Genomic DNA, 14547 nt, shown 5'->3' on the forward strand with positions numbered 1-14547 from the left:
ATGCAAAGCTATAGATGTAACTACTTAGCTTTTATGATTAATATCATAAATTCATAAGTATTTTAATCAGTATATTTTCCTCTTGTAAATAGGCGCATTATGAATTATACTGAAGAACAATTACATCATACCAAAAGCAGGTACAATACATTTCAGGAGTATTTAGGTGAATTTGTCTATGGTGGTATAGATGGTGCTGTTACCACCTTTGCTGTAGTAGCCGGAGCCGTTGGTGCCGGATTAGATAGTACTATTATAATTATTTTGGGTTTTGCCAATTTACTGGCAGACGGATTTTCTATGTCTGTTGGTGCCTATCTTTCTGCTAAATCAGAAAGGGATAATTATAATAAGCATAAGAAAATTGAGTATTGGGAGGTAGATAACATACCAGAAACAGAGCGCAAAGAGGTTGAAATCATTTTTAAAGAAAAAGGCTTTGACGGTGACTTATTACAAAAGGTAGTTGATGTTATTACTTCAGATAGAGACCGATGGGTAGAGGTGATGATGAATGATGAGCTAAAGATGCCTGAACCTACCAAATCGCCATTTAAAATGGGTTTGGTTACTTATATATCTTTCATTTTAATAGGGCTCATACCACTTGTGATATATGTCTGGGATTATTTTGGCAATTTTCCTGGAGATCTTTTTATATGGACAGCTATTTTTACATCAATTGCTTTTATATTTATTGGTTTATTAAAAACTTATGTAACTGAAACTAGCAAGATCAAAGGAATTTTGGAAACTCTTGCTTTAGGTGTTCTGGCCGCTGTGGTTGCCTACTTAGTTGGTGACGTGTTAGAAGGAATTATTGTGAACAGATAATAGCTCTAAGAAAACCTGGTAATTTTTCGATCTCTTTTGATAAAGTGTAATTTATTACCTGCTCGAACTTTTTTTCGATAACCAAATAAATGAAAAACCTCATTTGTTAAATACTTCGCAACTTTAGGGTTGGCGATTAAGGTATGCTTATTTTCAGGATGTTGCTTAATACCAGGTAAGGCTCTTAATACATGATGAAATTTCATTTTTCTAAAGGAGGATGATAACTGAAGCCAGAATTCTGATACTCTTTGAATAATAAAGAAGCCTTCATATCCTTGTTTCTGATAAAGTGGCATAAATATCAGGCCATCTTCTGAAGCAAGAATTGTTTCTTTGTTATGTTTTGCTATTTTCTGTCCATGGTGAACTTTTTCAAAATTACTAAAACCATTGAGCATTTTAAATGTGTCATTGTCATGCAGTAAATGTCTGTAAGTGATTTCAAAAAAGTGATGTAATTTCTTGTATTTATTTAACTGCTCTTTATATTGAGTAGTATCAATAGCATTTTTTTCTATACAGTTTGCCAATTGTAGGGCGAGCCAAACAAATGCTTCGCAATTGTCAATAGCCTCCAAACTTTCATGCTGTCCTGCTTCAAACCCTAAGGATATATGGCCATATTCATTAATATAAGTAAGAAGCGGCCCATCTAGGTATTCTTCAATACCCAAAATAATTGGAATGGTGAAATTTGAGGCAAATTCTCTATTGTTTAGGGAGTCACTAATGGTAATAAACGGTATCGTTTCAGATGAAGTTGTATGCAGGTCAATAAAGAAAAAGGGGCCATCATTTTCATCTAAGAGTTGTTTAATGTTCTTGAAGAGCTCTACTTGTTCTTTTGTTTCCTGATGGTCGAACTCATTATTTTCTAACTTTTGAATATTTTCTTTGGTCCAGAGCCTATTTAAATCAGCTTTTTCAAAGCGTATTTTCTGTTGTAAAGCATTTAGATTTCCGCTAAAAGCGTAAAAATTTCCTTTGAGTGCTATTTCTTCTTTTTCTATACGATCAATAACTCTTTGAAGACCGAAAATACCAGCGGGTTCATTACCATGTATACCGGCAAAGAAAACAGTAGTAGGTAGATTCTTATGAAGTTGCTTTTTACATAAAATGCGTTGTATGGTCATTTCAGACCCAAAAAAGTCAATTGATATAGTTTCCATTAAATAGTGGTGGGTTGTTCTATTTTTAATAGATCATTTTTTGTGAACATACCTGCCAATTCATCATTTTTAATAATAGGCAGGCAACTAATTTGATGTTTTGACATTGTTTTTTCAGCTTCATCTATGGTCATATCGGGATGACCAACAACAACTTCTGATGTCATAATATCTTTAGCTGTTAAAAAGGCTTTTTGTTCTTTATCATCTTGAATTTCCACTAAATTGGTATTTGATATGATACCACTCACTTTACCATTCTTGTCAACGACAGGAAGATGGTGAATGTTTTTCCATTCCATAATTTTAGCTATCAATTCTACCAAATCATTTTCGTTAACCACATATATGGCAGTAGTCATAACTTTATATACTTTGTCACGAGAATTGACTTTCTCAGGATTGACAACATTTGCCAATTTCCACTGATATATGGGTAAATTTTCTATTTGGTTTTTATGTGTATGGTAGGTGAGCAGAATATTGGCTTCATCACGCGAAACATTATTTTTAAGTTGCCGACTACTGCGAACGAGCCATTTACTTCCTGTAACGTTTGTTTCTATTCTTTTTTCAATGATATTCAAATAATAGTCAATATCATGTACATCTACATTACTTTCTTTCAGTCCTTCGCGTGCCATAGGTATTAAAACATTTCTCGCTAACTTTTTTGCAGAGATACCTTGTCCAAACCAATTAAAATAGGTATCCATGCCTGTTCTTGCGGCATTGATAAAATTACCTCTAGCATCTTTAAAAGGCATACGTTTCCAGATATCCTTGTATTGGTCAGGCATTCCTTGCATTACCCCAACCCAGAATAAGGCATTTGCTATTTCATCTTTAATGCTTGGTCCAGCAGGGATATAACGATTTTCAATACGTAAATGTGCAATATTTTTATGTACGCCATAGCAGACTCTATTCCATTTGTATAGTGTACCATTGTGAAGATTTAGAGCCTTAAGCTTTGGTTTTATTCCTTTAGCAAGACTCTCAGTAGAAGATTCTTCAAAATCTGAAGTAACCAAGGGTGTATACCTCGAAACGTCATCGGTAAAAAGCTCTAAAATCGAATCTTTGACCCATTCACTACCAAAAGATACTCGTGGTTTTTGCTCTCTAAGCAGATGGGAAACATTGCGCATATCAATACTTTGCTGAAAAAGTGCAATACGCGTTTCACTCCATAGTTCTCTACCTAATAGTAAAGGTGAATTGGTCATAAGGGCAAGCACAGGTCCTGCAATAGCTTGTGACCAATTGAATTTATCAATGATTTCGTCCAAACCTACTTGTAAATGGACTTGAAAGCTTGTGTTACAAGCTTCAAAAAGTATAGATTCATGGTTTAATATGAGTTCATCAACCCCTCTAATGCGCAACTTAAAATCCCCTCCCTTAATATTCTTTATAACATCATTCAACGCTTTGTAGCGCTTATAAGGGGTCATATTTTCAAAGATTAAGTCCTTCTTCTTTAATGAGGGTAAAATACCTGTCAACAGTATTTTATCATCAAATTTCTTTGCTGCTATATGGCCTTTATCTAGTAAACTGACGAGATTATCTTCCAGTTGAGAAAAACATTTGTTCTGAAGTACAATTGGGTCGAGATTGATTTCGAGATTAAACAAACCTAATTCAGTTGTATAATGAGGATCATTTACTTCATCAAGAATCTTTAATGCATTTAATGATGGCCTGTAGTTCTTATTAATAATACAAAGCTCTTGCTCGGCACCAATGCGTTGGATACCTTTTTCAAAAGCATCATTTTCGATCATCAATTCTAAGGCCTTGATGTCTTCCAGTAAGTGGTAAATGAATTCTTTTCTTTCCTCTTTGGTTACAATAGGTTTTACTGATTGAGATCCCATAAATTGTTGTTCTAGTTAAACAAATTTATTAATCAGCATGAATTTTTAAAATGATAATTATCAGCTTCTTAATTCATTATAAACAATTAAACCGTTCAAATGCAGCCTTTTCCAATTCTTCCTGAAAATCTTTATGTGCTATAGATATTAATGCCTTAGCGCGTTGTTTTAAGCTTTTACCAAAGAGATTTACCACGCCATGCTCAGTAGCTACATAATGCACATGTGCACGCGTTGTAGTTACTCCTGCTCCTTTCTTTAAAAAAGGAACGATTTTAGAAACACCTTTATTGGTAATAGATGGAAAAGCAAAGATAGGTTTACCACCATCTGATAATGCGGCACCTCTAATAAAATCCATTTGCCCACCCACACCAGAAAACTGGTAGCTTCCTATAGTATCTGCACATACCTGCCCTGTAATGTCAATTTCGATGGCACTATTAAGAGCAGTCACCTTGGGATTTCTCCTGATTCTTGCAGTGTCATTTGTGTATGCAGCATCCCTGAAATCACACATTGGATTGTCATCAATAAAATCGTATAATTTTTGTGATCCTACTGCAAAACAACTTACAATTTTACCGCGTTTTACTACTTTGTCTTCACCGGTAAGAACACCTTTCTCCAATAAGGGTAGAATACCATCAGAAAACATTTCAGTATGTACACCTAATCGTTTATGATTATAGAGATTGGCAAGAACGGCATCAGGTATATTACCTATACCCATTTGAAGGGTAGCACCGTCTTCAATTAAAGAAGCCACATTAGCCCCAATTTTATTTTCTATGTCTGAAATACCATTAGGATTATGTTGGTGTATAGGACGGTCTACCTGGCAAGCATATGCAATCTGACTTATATGAACGATACCTGTACCATGTGACCTTGGCACTTGTGGATTGATTTGAGCAATAATCATTTTAGCAGTACGAACGGCAGGTAAAGCAATATCTATAGAAACGCCTAACGAACAAAACCCATGTTTGTCTGGTGGCGACACTTGTACAATAGCCACATCCAATGGGAATACACCTTGGTAAAAAAGACGATGTATATCACTTAAAAAAATAGGAATGTAATCAGCGCTGGGTGTATTTACACTTTTTCGGACATTGCCACCAACGAAGCAAGAACTCAGCCGAAAAGCATTACTATAAGGCTCTTGCGTATATTTAGCATCTCCTTCTGTATGAATAGAAAGTAATTCAACATTTTGTAACTCTTGATATCGGTTACATAACGCATCTATTAATTCATTTGGAGTCATGGCCGCGCCTTGAATAAAAACACGGTCTCCTGACTTTACATGAGAAACGGCCTCATGTATATCATTTATTTTCAACATATTATTTTGAATAATATTAAAAAAGGTATGTCTTAAGACATACCTTTTTTGTGAAACAATTATATATGCTCTTCTAGGTGATGGTGCTCATCTATTAATGGTCCACCTTCTATGATATGCTGTGATGCTTGATTTGCATATTTCTCAAAGTTTAGATGGAATGAATGTGCTAAGTTGATAGACTTACTGATGTACACACCTTTTTGTAACCATGTGTTCATTGGGTCTAAAATTTCTGTAGGAACACCAGGACAATATTTAGGCATGAATAACCCAAATATAGGATGTTGCTCATAATCTACACTTTCAAGTTGACCTTCTAAAATAGCTGTGATCATGGCGCGTGTATATTTTAGTTTTATACGGCTACCTACACCATAAGGACCGCCGCTCCATCCAGTATTAATCAACCATACATTTACACCCGCCTCTTCCATCTTTTTACTTAACATTTCAGCATATTCTGCCGGATGTAAAGGCATAAATGGTTCACCAAAACAAGCAGAGAACGAAGGTACTGGTTCTGTAATTCCAGCTTCTGTACCTGCAACTTTAGCTGTATAACCAGAAATGAAATGATATGCTGCCTGACCTGGTGTTAATTTAGAAACCGGAGGTAATACACCAAAAGCATCACAAGTTAAAAAGAATATATTCTTAGGATTTTTAGCGTAAGAAGGTATTTGAATATTATCTATATGATCAATAGGGTAGCTTACGCGTGTATTTTGAGTAATGCTACTATCTGTGTAATCTATATCACCGTCTTCTTTAAAGATCACATTTTCTAACATAGCTCCAGGTCTAATAGCTCTGTAGATATCTGGCTCTTTTTCTTCGGTAAGATCAATTACTTTGGCGTAACATCCTCCTTCAAAGTTAAAAATTAAGTTATCTGCTGTCCAGCCATGCTCATCATCACCAATTAATTTTCTATCTGGATCAGCTGATAAGGTTGTTTTGCCGGTACCTGAAAGGCCGAAGAAAATAGCTGTATCTCCTTTTTCACCTACGTTAGCTGAACAGTGCATTGGTAATACATTTCGTTCAATCGGAAGAATTAGATTCAATGCTGTGAAAACACCTTTTTTCATTTCACCAGCATAGGCTGAACCACCTACTAAGGCAATCTTTTTAGCAAAATTCAATATAGAGAAGTTTCCTTGACGGATGCCTACCTCTTTTGGATGAGGCGTTTCATACCCTGGAGCACATAAAATCAACCAGTCTTCATCAAAATCAGCCAATTCAGACTTATTTAAACGTAGGAACATATTATGAACGAACAAGTTAGACCAAGGATACTCTGTAATTGTCCTAATATTGGTTCTATATTCAGGAGCAGCACATACATACCCGTCATGAACATATAATTCTTTTCCAGACATATAATTTACTATTTCCTCTTGTAGTTTATCAAAATTCTCTGGAGAGATAGGCTTATTGATTTTACCCCACCAGATCTTATCTTTAGTATACTCATCTTTCACCAAAAATCTATCTTGAGGCGACCTTCCTGTAAACTTACCGGTGTTTATAGCCAGCGTACCATTAGTTGTTTCTCGTCCCATCCCTTTTTCAAGGGTAATTTCCTGTAACCTTTTTGAAGAAAGATTCCAATTAGCGGTTACATCTGTAAGCCCGTACTTTTTAAGACTCATAGAATTTGAAGTTGCAATGTCACTCATAATTTTAAATTTTAGTTTTACTTATCTTTTTATTAAAATGGCCATAATAATGGCACTAGTATTAATGTTGTTATGAAGAAGAGCAGTAATAACGGTCCTCCTACTTTTACATAATCCATGAATTTATATCCACCTGCGGTCATCACCATGGCATTAGTAGTAGTACCCACAGGAGTTAAAAATGCTGTAGAAGCACTGATCGCCACGCATATCAATAATGGTTTTGGATCTATTCCCAATGTTGTGGCAGCTAGAATTGCAATAGGGGCCATTAATACAGCGGTTGCTGAATTATTAATCGTTTGACTAAAACCAGCTGTGAGTAAAAAAATACCACCAAGCAAGGCGATTGGGTGATAACTCCCTAGATATTCTACCAAACCATTGGCCGCCATTTGAGCTGCACCTGTTTTTTGTAATGCAATCCCCATAGGTATCATAGCCGCAATCATTACTACGCTCGTCCAACTTATGCCATTGTATGCTTTTGATATAGGTACACAACCTGTTACTAAAATAATACCTGCACTAATAAGTGCTGCGATGGGCCCTGGTAACCATCCGAAAACTAAAAAGGCAATCATTAATAGCAATGAACCTAGAGCTATGTATGATTTAGGTGTTAACTCATCTACATCTTTTGCCATCCCTTCAGGGCTACCAAGAATTACAATATTTTTATAGAGATTTTTCAACTCACCAATATTTTCCCAGGTTCCTCTGATCAAAAAAGCATCGCCAGCCTTGACTCTAATCTCTTTATTTTCTATAGGTTTGTTATTTCTTGAAGCGGCCAGTAATTGAATGTCAAACCTTTCTAAGAATTCACCTAGTTTAATGGTTCTTCCTACCATCAGTGATTTTGGGGTTACAATAGCTTCTGCCATTCCCACCTCTTGAGTAATTAGGTTGCTTTTCAGTTCTTCTTCCATAGGATCTAACCTCCAAAGACCTAACCTAAACTTGATCATTAGTTTATTAATAGCTGCGGTATCTCCTTTGACTGTTATGATATCGTGATATTGCATAATCGTTTCAGGTTCAGGAAATTCTATATAAGGCATAACGCCTTTAAAGGGTTTCGGGCGTCTCCGCTTTAGGCGAATAATAGAAACGTTAAATTCTTTCTCAAAGTTCCATTCACCAATAGTGGTATTAATTAAAGGTGAAAGAGAACGTATGCGCAGCTTAAAGTAGTTTTTATCTATACTATAATTCTTGATCCAATCATGCATTTCTGAATCTATATTTATAGGTCTGTTTTTTGTTCTATGCGATGGAAGTAATTTAAAACCAACATACTTAAAATAAAGCAATGCTATAATTAAAAGCGGCAAACCTATATAACCGAACTCAAAGAAAGAAAACCCCTCAAATCCTTGCTGTGTTAGCTCATTACTTACAATAATATTTGGGGGTGTACCCGTAAGTGTAAGAAGCCCCCCCGTATTAGATCCAAATGCCACTGGCATTAGTAATTTAGAAGGTAAGGTTCCCATATTCCAGGCAGCTGAAATGGTTACAGGTAACAAGGTAGCAACCGTACCTGTATTACTTACAAATCCAGATAAAAATCCTGAGCCAAGAGTTACCAGAACAAGCAACTTAGGCACACTATTAGCAGACCATTCAATAAATTTTTTACCGGCCTGGGCTGTCCAGCCCGTTCTTGAGAGGCCCTCACCTATAATAAATAGTGCTGCAATCATAATTACTGTTGAATTGCTAAAACCGCTGAGGGTTTCCGGTAAGTCAAGAATACCAAAAAGATATAAAGAGATCATCGATAATAATGCTACCACGTCTGGTGGAAGTTTTCCCCAAATGAATAAACCAATAGTAACGGTTAGTATAACCAAAAGTACAGTCATCGCTATTCTATTTACAAGATCAATCTAATATTAGCAATGGAAGTTTAGCATGCTTTGCAAGCGCGCTTACCAACTTACCTTTTGAAGGTTCGCTTTTTTCAGAATGATGCCTCGGAAGAATCGATAACATATCAATTTTATGCTTTTTTACATAGTTAAAAATGCTTTTCTCTATATCTGTACCTTTCGGAAATGAATGGTGCGAGTAAAAACTCTCTAAATAATACTCTAAAGTACTCTCATTACTTTCATCAGCTTCAGAATAACTACTTTCATCTGTTAGTACAGTAAGAGCATGTACTTGTGAGCCAAACCTTCTAGTGGTATCTAATAGAATATTTAACACTTTAGAATCCTCTATCCGTTTCTTATCTAAAGTGACAGCAATTCTTTTCAATTTGAATTTACCATTATGCGTTTTGGGCACTACTATCATAGAACAATGTGCCATCTTAATCAGTTTAGAAGTATTGGTACTTTCTTCTTCATTGGTACCATGTGTACCCATGATAATAAGATCAACCTCAAGTTCTTTCTGATGTTTTACAATAGTATCTACCAATTCACCTTGATCTATCTTATAACTAATAGAACTTCCAGAAGCCTCTTTAAAAGGAGCTATCTGATTTTCGATATTTTCCTCAATAGCTTCTCTTCTTGATTCAAGATTATCTGAAACCACATGTAGTACTGTCATTTCAATAGTATCTTCATCATTTGCGAAGTTGACAGCATATTGCAATGCATTTAAAGAAGTTTCAGAAAAGTTGAATGGAATTAAAATTTTCTTAACAATGTTCATAACTAATAAGTTTTATACTTAAAGCGAGTTAACAACTAATCATTACTTTACAAAGGTCTATACTAAAGCTTAATATTATGATGATATATGTCAGTTTTAAAAAAAATAATTGTGTCTTAGCTTTATGATTTTTATCATAAAAAGAAGTAGGTTGCCCTCGTATTTTTGAGCGCATAAATTTTAAAGTATGGATTTAGTAATTGGTATAGATATAGGTGGAACCAAAACAAAAATTGGTTTGGTAAATCAACAAGGAAAATGCCTTACTAAAACTTTCTTCAGAACAAAGGAATATCCAGATCTTGATGACTATTTAGATAAAATAGTAAATAGTATTGATAACTTGGTAAAAGGGTTAGATCATAATCCTACTATTATTGGATGTGGGATAGGAGCTCCAAATGCATCAAGCAAAAATGGTACAATTGAAAATGCTAGTAATCTGCTTTGGAAAGGTACTGTACCTATTCTAGAAAGATTACAAAAAAAACTACCTATGCCTATGCGCATTATGAATGATGCCAGTGCTGCAGCCTTAGGCGAAATGCTCTTTGGTAATGCAAAGAAAATGAAAGATTTTATCGTGGTTACCTTAGGTACTGGATTTGGGGCCGGCATTGTAGCTAATGGTCAATTGATAGATGGTCATACAGGTTTTGCAGGTGAATTAGGGCATGTAGATATGACTATAGGCGATGGTCGTTTAACCGGATTGGGTGTTAGAGGTGGGTTAGAGGCATATGTATCTGCTACTGGCCTAAAACGTACTATCTTATTTATGATGAGCAAACATATGAATGATAGCAGGTTCAGGGGCATTGCTTACAATGATTTGCATGGAGAAGAAATTACACAAGCTGCTGAAGAAGGTGATGCAATAGCAATAAAAGCGTTTGACTTTACAGCAAACATTATGGGCTTAGCATTGGCTAATTTCACAACTTTTACACAACCAGAAGCCTTTATTCTAATGGGAGGTCTTACCAACAGCGGTAAATGGATATTAGATCCACTCGAAAAATACTTTAATCAATATTTGCTAGACATTTATAAAGGAAAAGTAAAACTGATGACTTCAGGTTTATCTAATAAAACAGCAGCCATTTGCGGCGCTGCTGCTCTTATCTGGGAACAGCAATAGTTTCTCATTCACATTTTTATAGCTACTATGAAACATAAGAGGTTCTATTTCTGGCTTTTACTAATGTCTATTGGAATACTTAACAGTCATTTGGGTTTTTCACAAACGGAAAGAGAACAAGGTTTGGGTTCATGGTTGGTTGTAAGTGGTAATCATAAGATTGCTGACCAATGGAGTATACCCACCATTGGTATTTTAAGGAATTACGAGCTTTTTGATCACTATGAATTTGGTTTTTTTAGAACTGGCATTACCTATACCAACAAGAAAGCGATAAATTTTACCCTTGGAGTGGCTTTTCTAGACTTTAAGGGTTTCAAGGAAACGAAAGAATCTAGAGCAAATACACAGTTTTGGATATATCAGCAAGCTGCTTTAAAAACAAAGTTGTCATCAATAACCATGGCAAATAGGTTGCGTTTAGAAAACCGTTGGATAGACAGATTGAATTCTAATGATTTTAATTTGAGAATACGTCACAGATTACAATTTACCGTTCCAATTTACAATGTCAAACTATATACTAAAATATTTAATGAGCTGTTTTTTGATCTTAATGAATCAAAACTATTTGATCAAAATAGGTTTTTTATAGGTTTAGGAACATCTATTGCCAAGAATGTGAAGTTGGAGGCAGGTTATTTAAAAAATCATTTTAACCCAAAGTACTATGATCGTTTTAGAATAGCACTGATCTTTAAAACAGATCTACGAAGAAGAGCAGATAAACAAAAATAAGTCTATCTGCTCTTAAAATTAACCTAACCTTGCCGAAAACTATGAGTTAATCTCTATATTGTAGTTTATTCCTTTAAACAGGGTTTTATCTTTAGAGTTTTGAGTTTCATGCAGACCAATTACCTTGCTGTAAAACTTAACGGCAATTTATTTTTCGATTGTTCTTATTGTAAAATTTATGCGCTCCATTATTCTAGTACTTTAAACGTTATAGGCAACATATAGCGAACACCAACAGGTACTCCGCGTTGTTTACCTGGCGTCATCTTTGGAATCATTTTTACAACTCGAACCGCTTCTTTTTCTAACCGTACATGTGGTCCACGAACTTTTATATCAGATATGCTACCTGTCTTATCAATTCTAAATTGCACAAAAATTCGTTTAATACCAGGTGTTAATCCTAATTCTTGTGATAGTTCATTGTTGAAATTTTTATTTACCAATTTTGTGATGTTATCTTTCAAACATTGCTTCATTTCACTTCTAGTTCCTTTACAACCAGGGAAGATAGGAGCATCTTCTATTTTTAGAAATGTTATATCTTCTTCAATGACTTCCTCTTCAACTTCTTCAGTAATTTCTTCAATCTTAGTAATATTCACGGCTTGATTTTGATCAATTTCTGTAGCTTCTAGAACGGTTTCTTCCACATCTTGCTGATCATCAACTATTTCAATGCGCTCGGGAGCCGGTGGTGAGGGAGGTGGCGTTTGATTTAATACTTCAACTCTTTTTGTGATGGGTATTTCTTCAATTACTTCTTGTTGCGTGGTAATTTTCATCAATTTTTCTAAGCTACGCTCTTGTACCTTATGTTCCATTGAAAAATAGACTATTGACAAGGATAATACTAAGCCTAACTGAAAAAAGAGTGTACTGAAATTCTCTAGTCTAGCTTTGTCACTTTTCTTAATGTCCATGACTTTAAGTTTTAGGTTAAAATCTCATTTTACATAGTAAAGGTATGTTGTGTTTTAACCAAAAAGAATGACAATTGTCATATCATTACCCTCATAACTAAGTATATAGTAAAGGCAATAAAAAGTAAAACTGATAAGTAATTTTAAGGAGTGTAATTTATCTGTTGAATAGTGACTAACGAATCACAGTTCTCCACGTAGATAGATGCTTCTTTTTCTTTAATGAAACCATCTATCCAATAATACCTGCAGGGTTCTTGTCTGGGTTTACTCTTTGAAAAATCAATATCACCATGACTTAGGAATAGTGCAATTTCTGTAGAATCTATTTTTTGTTGCAACATTATTTTTTGAGCTTCATCGGTATAAGAACGTTCTTTATTTCTGAGAATTTCTAGCATTCTAGCATTCGGCAGGTAATTACACGAGGCGTTCTTTCCATTTAAGAAGAACATAAGTGCAATAATTCCCAAAACAAAACCAAATCCAAAAAAGGCAAAGCGCCGTTTTATATCCATCAAATAATAAGTAGGTTAATATCTCTGTAAGGAAGTCCAAACCAATCAGCTACAGCTCTATTCGTTAAAATACCATGGTAAAAATACATCCCTTTTCGTAGGCTTTTATCAAATCTGGCTGCGTTTTCAATCCCACCCTCTTCAGCAATATGTAAGAGGTATGGCGTGAAAATATTACTTATAGAAAGTGATGCCGTTCTTGCATATCTTGAGGGAATATTAGGCACACAATAGTGAATAACACCATGCTTTAAAAATGTTGGATTATTATGCGTAGTAATTTCTGATGTTTCAAAACAACCTCCACTATCAATACTCACATCAACTATAATGGCACCGTCTTTCATTTGTTCCACCATTTCCTCACTGACTAAAACAGGTGTTCTTGTCTTTCCTCGAACAGCGCCTATAGCTACATCACAGCGCATTAATGCTTTTTGTAAGGTTTTTGGCTGTACTGTTGATGTGTATACAGGATGGCTTAGGCTTTCTTGTAAGCGTCTCAATTTAGTAATAGAATTGTCAAATACCTTTACACGAGCTCCTAATCCTATGGCCGAACGTGCCGCAAATTCACCCACAGTACCTGCTCCTAATATCACTACATCAGAAGGTGGCACGCCTCCTATGTTACCGAAAAGTAAGCCGTTACCATCATTAGTATTATTCATTAATTCAGCAGCAATCAGCACTGATGAAATCCCCGCAATTTCGCTCAATGATTTTACCACAGGATATACCCCGTGCTCATCAGTAATAAAATCAAATGCTATTGCTGTGATTCTTTTTTTGGCGAGTGTTTCAAAGTATTTTTTGTTCTGTGTTTTTAATTGCAATGCAGAAAATAATACACTTTGCGGATTTATCCACTCTATTTCCTTTAAAGAAGGAGGCTCAACTTTTAAAATAATGTTGCACCCAAAAACTTCTTCAGGGCTATAAGATATTTTTGCACCGGCTTCAGAGTACTCATTATCAGAGTAATTAGTGCCTTCACCTGCACCAGATTCTACTACAATTCTATGTCCGTGATTTGTAAGTGCTGCAACTGCATCTGGTGTGAGACAAATACGTTTTTCTTGTAAATGTGTTTCTTTTGGAATACCTATAAACAATTCACCTTTTTGCTTTTTCACCTCTAACATTTCAGGTTTGGGCATTAGCTCCTCTTTACTGAAAGGCGAAAATTGTCGTTTACTCATAAAGTTGTTGATTACTTGATTGAAATTGAGCGCGTTCCATCTTCATTAATTGATAAATGAATAGCAACAGCATTTAAAGGTAGTAAATTTTTGATTTTATCAGGCCATTCTATCAAACACCAGTCATCATCGTAGAAATAATCCTCTATGCCCATGTCTAAAGCTTCTTCTTCATTCTCAATTCTATAAAAATCAAAATGGTAAATTGTCTTATTTTGGAGAGTTTGGTATTCGTTAACTAAAGAGAAGGTAGGAGAGGAGACGATATCTTTAGAACCTAATTGTTTTACCAGTTCTTTTATAAGTGTAGTTTTACCAACGCCCATTTCGCCATAAAATAGTAATGTTTTATCCGAAACGTCTTGAATTATAAGATCAGCAATATTAGAAAGCCGTTCTAATGTGTAGGAAGCGTGCATTA

The 14547-nt window shown here is 35.1% G+C and carries 13 protein-coding genes; 3 read left to right on the forward strand and 10 right to left on the reverse strand.

All coding sequences use genetic code 11. From position 1 onward, the window contains the following. The first annotated feature begins 99 nt into the window (after positions 1-99). Entirely contained in the window at positions 100-834 is a 735-nt protein-coding gene (locus AC1EU5_RS10030) for a VIT1/CCC1 transporter family protein (RefSeq protein ID WP_480192248.1), read from the forward strand. 5 nt (positions 835-839) lie between these two features. Here the strand turns inward: AC1EU5_RS10030 and AC1EU5_RS10035 are convergent, their stop codons facing one another. The 6 genes from AC1EU5_RS10035 to AC1EU5_RS10060 form a co-directional block, all read right to left on the reverse strand. Then, positions 840-2009 carry an aspartoacylase gene (locus AC1EU5_RS10035; RefSeq protein WP_480192249.1) on the reverse strand — a complete coding sequence of 390 codons (1170 nt, stop codon included), beginning with the start codon at positions 2007-2009 and terminating at the stop codon, positions 840-842. Then, positions 2009-3892: a CBS domain-containing protein gene (locus AC1EU5_RS10040; RefSeq protein WP_480192250.1), complete on the reverse strand. Its 1884-nt coding sequence runs from the start codon at positions 3890-3892 to the stop codon at positions 2009-2011. Before AC1EU5_RS10040 ends, AC1EU5_RS10035 begins: the two co-directional genes overlap by 1 nt. Positions 3893-3968: 76 nt before the next feature. Then, positions 3969-5243, reverse strand: a complete 1275-nt coding sequence (locus AC1EU5_RS10045; RefSeq protein WP_480192251.1) for an acetyl-CoA hydrolase/transferase family protein — start codon at positions 5241-5243, stop codon at positions 3969-3971. A 59-nt stretch (positions 5244-5302) separates the two neighbouring features. Continuing rightward, complete coding sequence (pckA, locus tag AC1EU5_RS10050) at positions 5303-6931, reverse strand: phosphoenolpyruvate carboxykinase (ATP) (protein ID WP_480192252.1); 1629 nt, start codon at positions 6929-6931, stop codon at positions 5303-5305. Between the two features lie 32 nt (positions 6932-6963). Further along, the gene (locus AC1EU5_RS10055) at positions 6964-8802 is read right to left on the reverse strand and encodes an SLC13 family permease (RefSeq protein WP_480192253.1); all 1839 of its coding nucleotides are present in this window, start codon (positions 8800-8802) and stop codon (positions 6964-6966) included. A gap of 19 nt (positions 8803-8821) precedes the next feature. Next, complete coding sequence (locus tag AC1EU5_RS10060) at positions 8822-9604, reverse strand: universal stress protein (RefSeq protein WP_480192254.1); 783 nt, start codon at positions 9602-9604, stop codon at positions 8822-8824. Positions 9605-9791: 187 nt separating this feature from the next. On the opposite strand from AC1EU5_RS10060, the gene AC1EU5_RS10065 reads away from it, so the two are divergent. Together AC1EU5_RS10065 and AC1EU5_RS10070 are read left to right on the forward strand one after the other, a co-directional pair. Continuing rightward, a complete protein-coding gene (locus AC1EU5_RS10065) occupies positions 9792-10745 on the forward strand; it encodes an ROK family protein (RefSeq protein ID WP_480192255.1) in 954 nt (317 codons plus the stop codon). 63 nt (positions 10746-10808) lie between these two features. Continuing rightward, the gene (locus AC1EU5_RS10070) at positions 10809-11483 is read left to right on the forward strand and encodes a DUF2490 domain-containing protein (RefSeq protein WP_480192256.1); all 675 of its coding nucleotides are present in this window, start codon (positions 10809-10811) and stop codon (positions 11481-11483) included. Between the two features lie 188 nt (positions 11484-11671). Here the strand turns inward: AC1EU5_RS10070 and AC1EU5_RS10075 are convergent, their stop codons facing one another. From AC1EU5_RS10075 to tsaE, 4 genes are all read right to left on the reverse strand, one after another. Further along, a complete protein-coding gene (locus tag AC1EU5_RS10075; RefSeq protein WP_480192257.1) occupies positions 11672-12406 on the reverse strand; it encodes an energy transducer TonB in 735 nt (244 codons plus the stop codon). Positions 12407-12549: 143 nt separating this feature from the next. Next, positions 12550-12924, reverse strand: a complete 375-nt coding sequence (locus tag AC1EU5_RS10080) for a hypothetical protein (RefSeq protein WP_480192258.1) — start codon at positions 12922-12924, stop codon at positions 12550-12552. Next, positions 12924-14126 carry an alanine dehydrogenase gene (locus AC1EU5_RS10085; RefSeq protein ID WP_480192259.1) on the reverse strand — a complete coding sequence of 401 codons (1203 nt, stop codon included), beginning with the start codon at positions 14124-14126 and terminating at the stop codon, positions 12924-12926. Before AC1EU5_RS10085 ends, AC1EU5_RS10080 begins: the two co-directional genes overlap by 1 nt. A gap of 11 nt (positions 14127-14137) precedes the next feature. Continuing rightward, on the reverse strand, positions 14138-14545 hold the full coding sequence (gene tsaE / locus AC1EU5_RS10090; protein WP_480192260.1) for a tRNA (adenosine(37)-N6)-threonylcarbamoyltransferase complex ATPase subunit type 1 TsaE: 408 nt from the start codon (positions 14543-14545) through the stop codon (positions 14138-14140). Positions 14546-14547 lie beyond the last annotated feature (2 nt).

The sequence above is a fragment of the Maritimimonas sp. 2405UD52-3 genome (genome assembly GCF_056591715.1).

Coding starts and splice junctions, on each gene's coding strand:
- AC1EU5_RS10030 (WP_480192248.1), top strand. CDS start 100: ATGAATTATACTGAAGAACAATTACATCATACCAAAAGCAGGTACAAT.
- AC1EU5_RS10065 (WP_480192255.1), top strand. CDS start 9,792: ATGGATTTAGTAATTGGTATAGATATAGGTGGAACCAAAACAAAAATT.
- AC1EU5_RS10045 (WP_480192251.1), bottom strand. CDS start 5,243: ATGTTGAAAATAAATGATATACATGAGGCCGTTTCTCATGTAAAGTCA.
- AC1EU5_RS10040 (WP_480192250.1), bottom strand. CDS start 3,892: ATGGGATCTCAATCAGTAAAACCTATTGTAACCAAAGAGGAAAGAAAA.
- AC1EU5_RS10060 (WP_480192254.1), bottom strand. CDS start 9,604: ATGAACATTGTTAAGAAAATTTTAATTCCATTCAACTTTTCTGAAACT.
- AC1EU5_RS10075 (WP_480192257.1), bottom strand. CDS start 12,406: ATGGACATTAAGAAAAGTGACAAAGCTAGACTAGAGAATTTCAGTACA.
- AC1EU5_RS10085 (WP_480192259.1), bottom strand. CDS start 14,126: ATGAGTAAACGACAATTTTCGCCTTTCAGTAAAGAGGAGCTAATGCCC.
- AC1EU5_RS10070 (WP_480192256.1), top strand. CDS start 10,809: ATGTCTATTGGAATACTTAACAGTCATTTGGGTTTTTCACAAACGGAA.
- pckA (WP_480192252.1), bottom strand. CDS start 6,931: ATGAGTGACATTGCAACTTCAAATTCTATGAGTCTTAAAAAGTACGGG.
- AC1EU5_RS10080 (WP_480192258.1), bottom strand. CDS start 12,924: ATGGATATAAAACGGCGCTTTGCCTTTTTTGGATTTGGTTTTGTTTTG.
- AC1EU5_RS10055 (WP_480192253.1), bottom strand. CDS start 8,802: ATGACTGTACTTTTGGTTATACTAACCGTTACTATTGGTTTATTCATT.
- AC1EU5_RS10035 (WP_480192249.1), bottom strand. CDS start 2,009: ATGGAAACTATATCAATTGACTTTTTTGGGTCTGAAATGACCATACAA.
- tsaE (WP_480192260.1), bottom strand. CDS start 14,545: ATGCACGCTTCCTACACATTAGAACGGCTTTCTAATATTGCTGATCTT.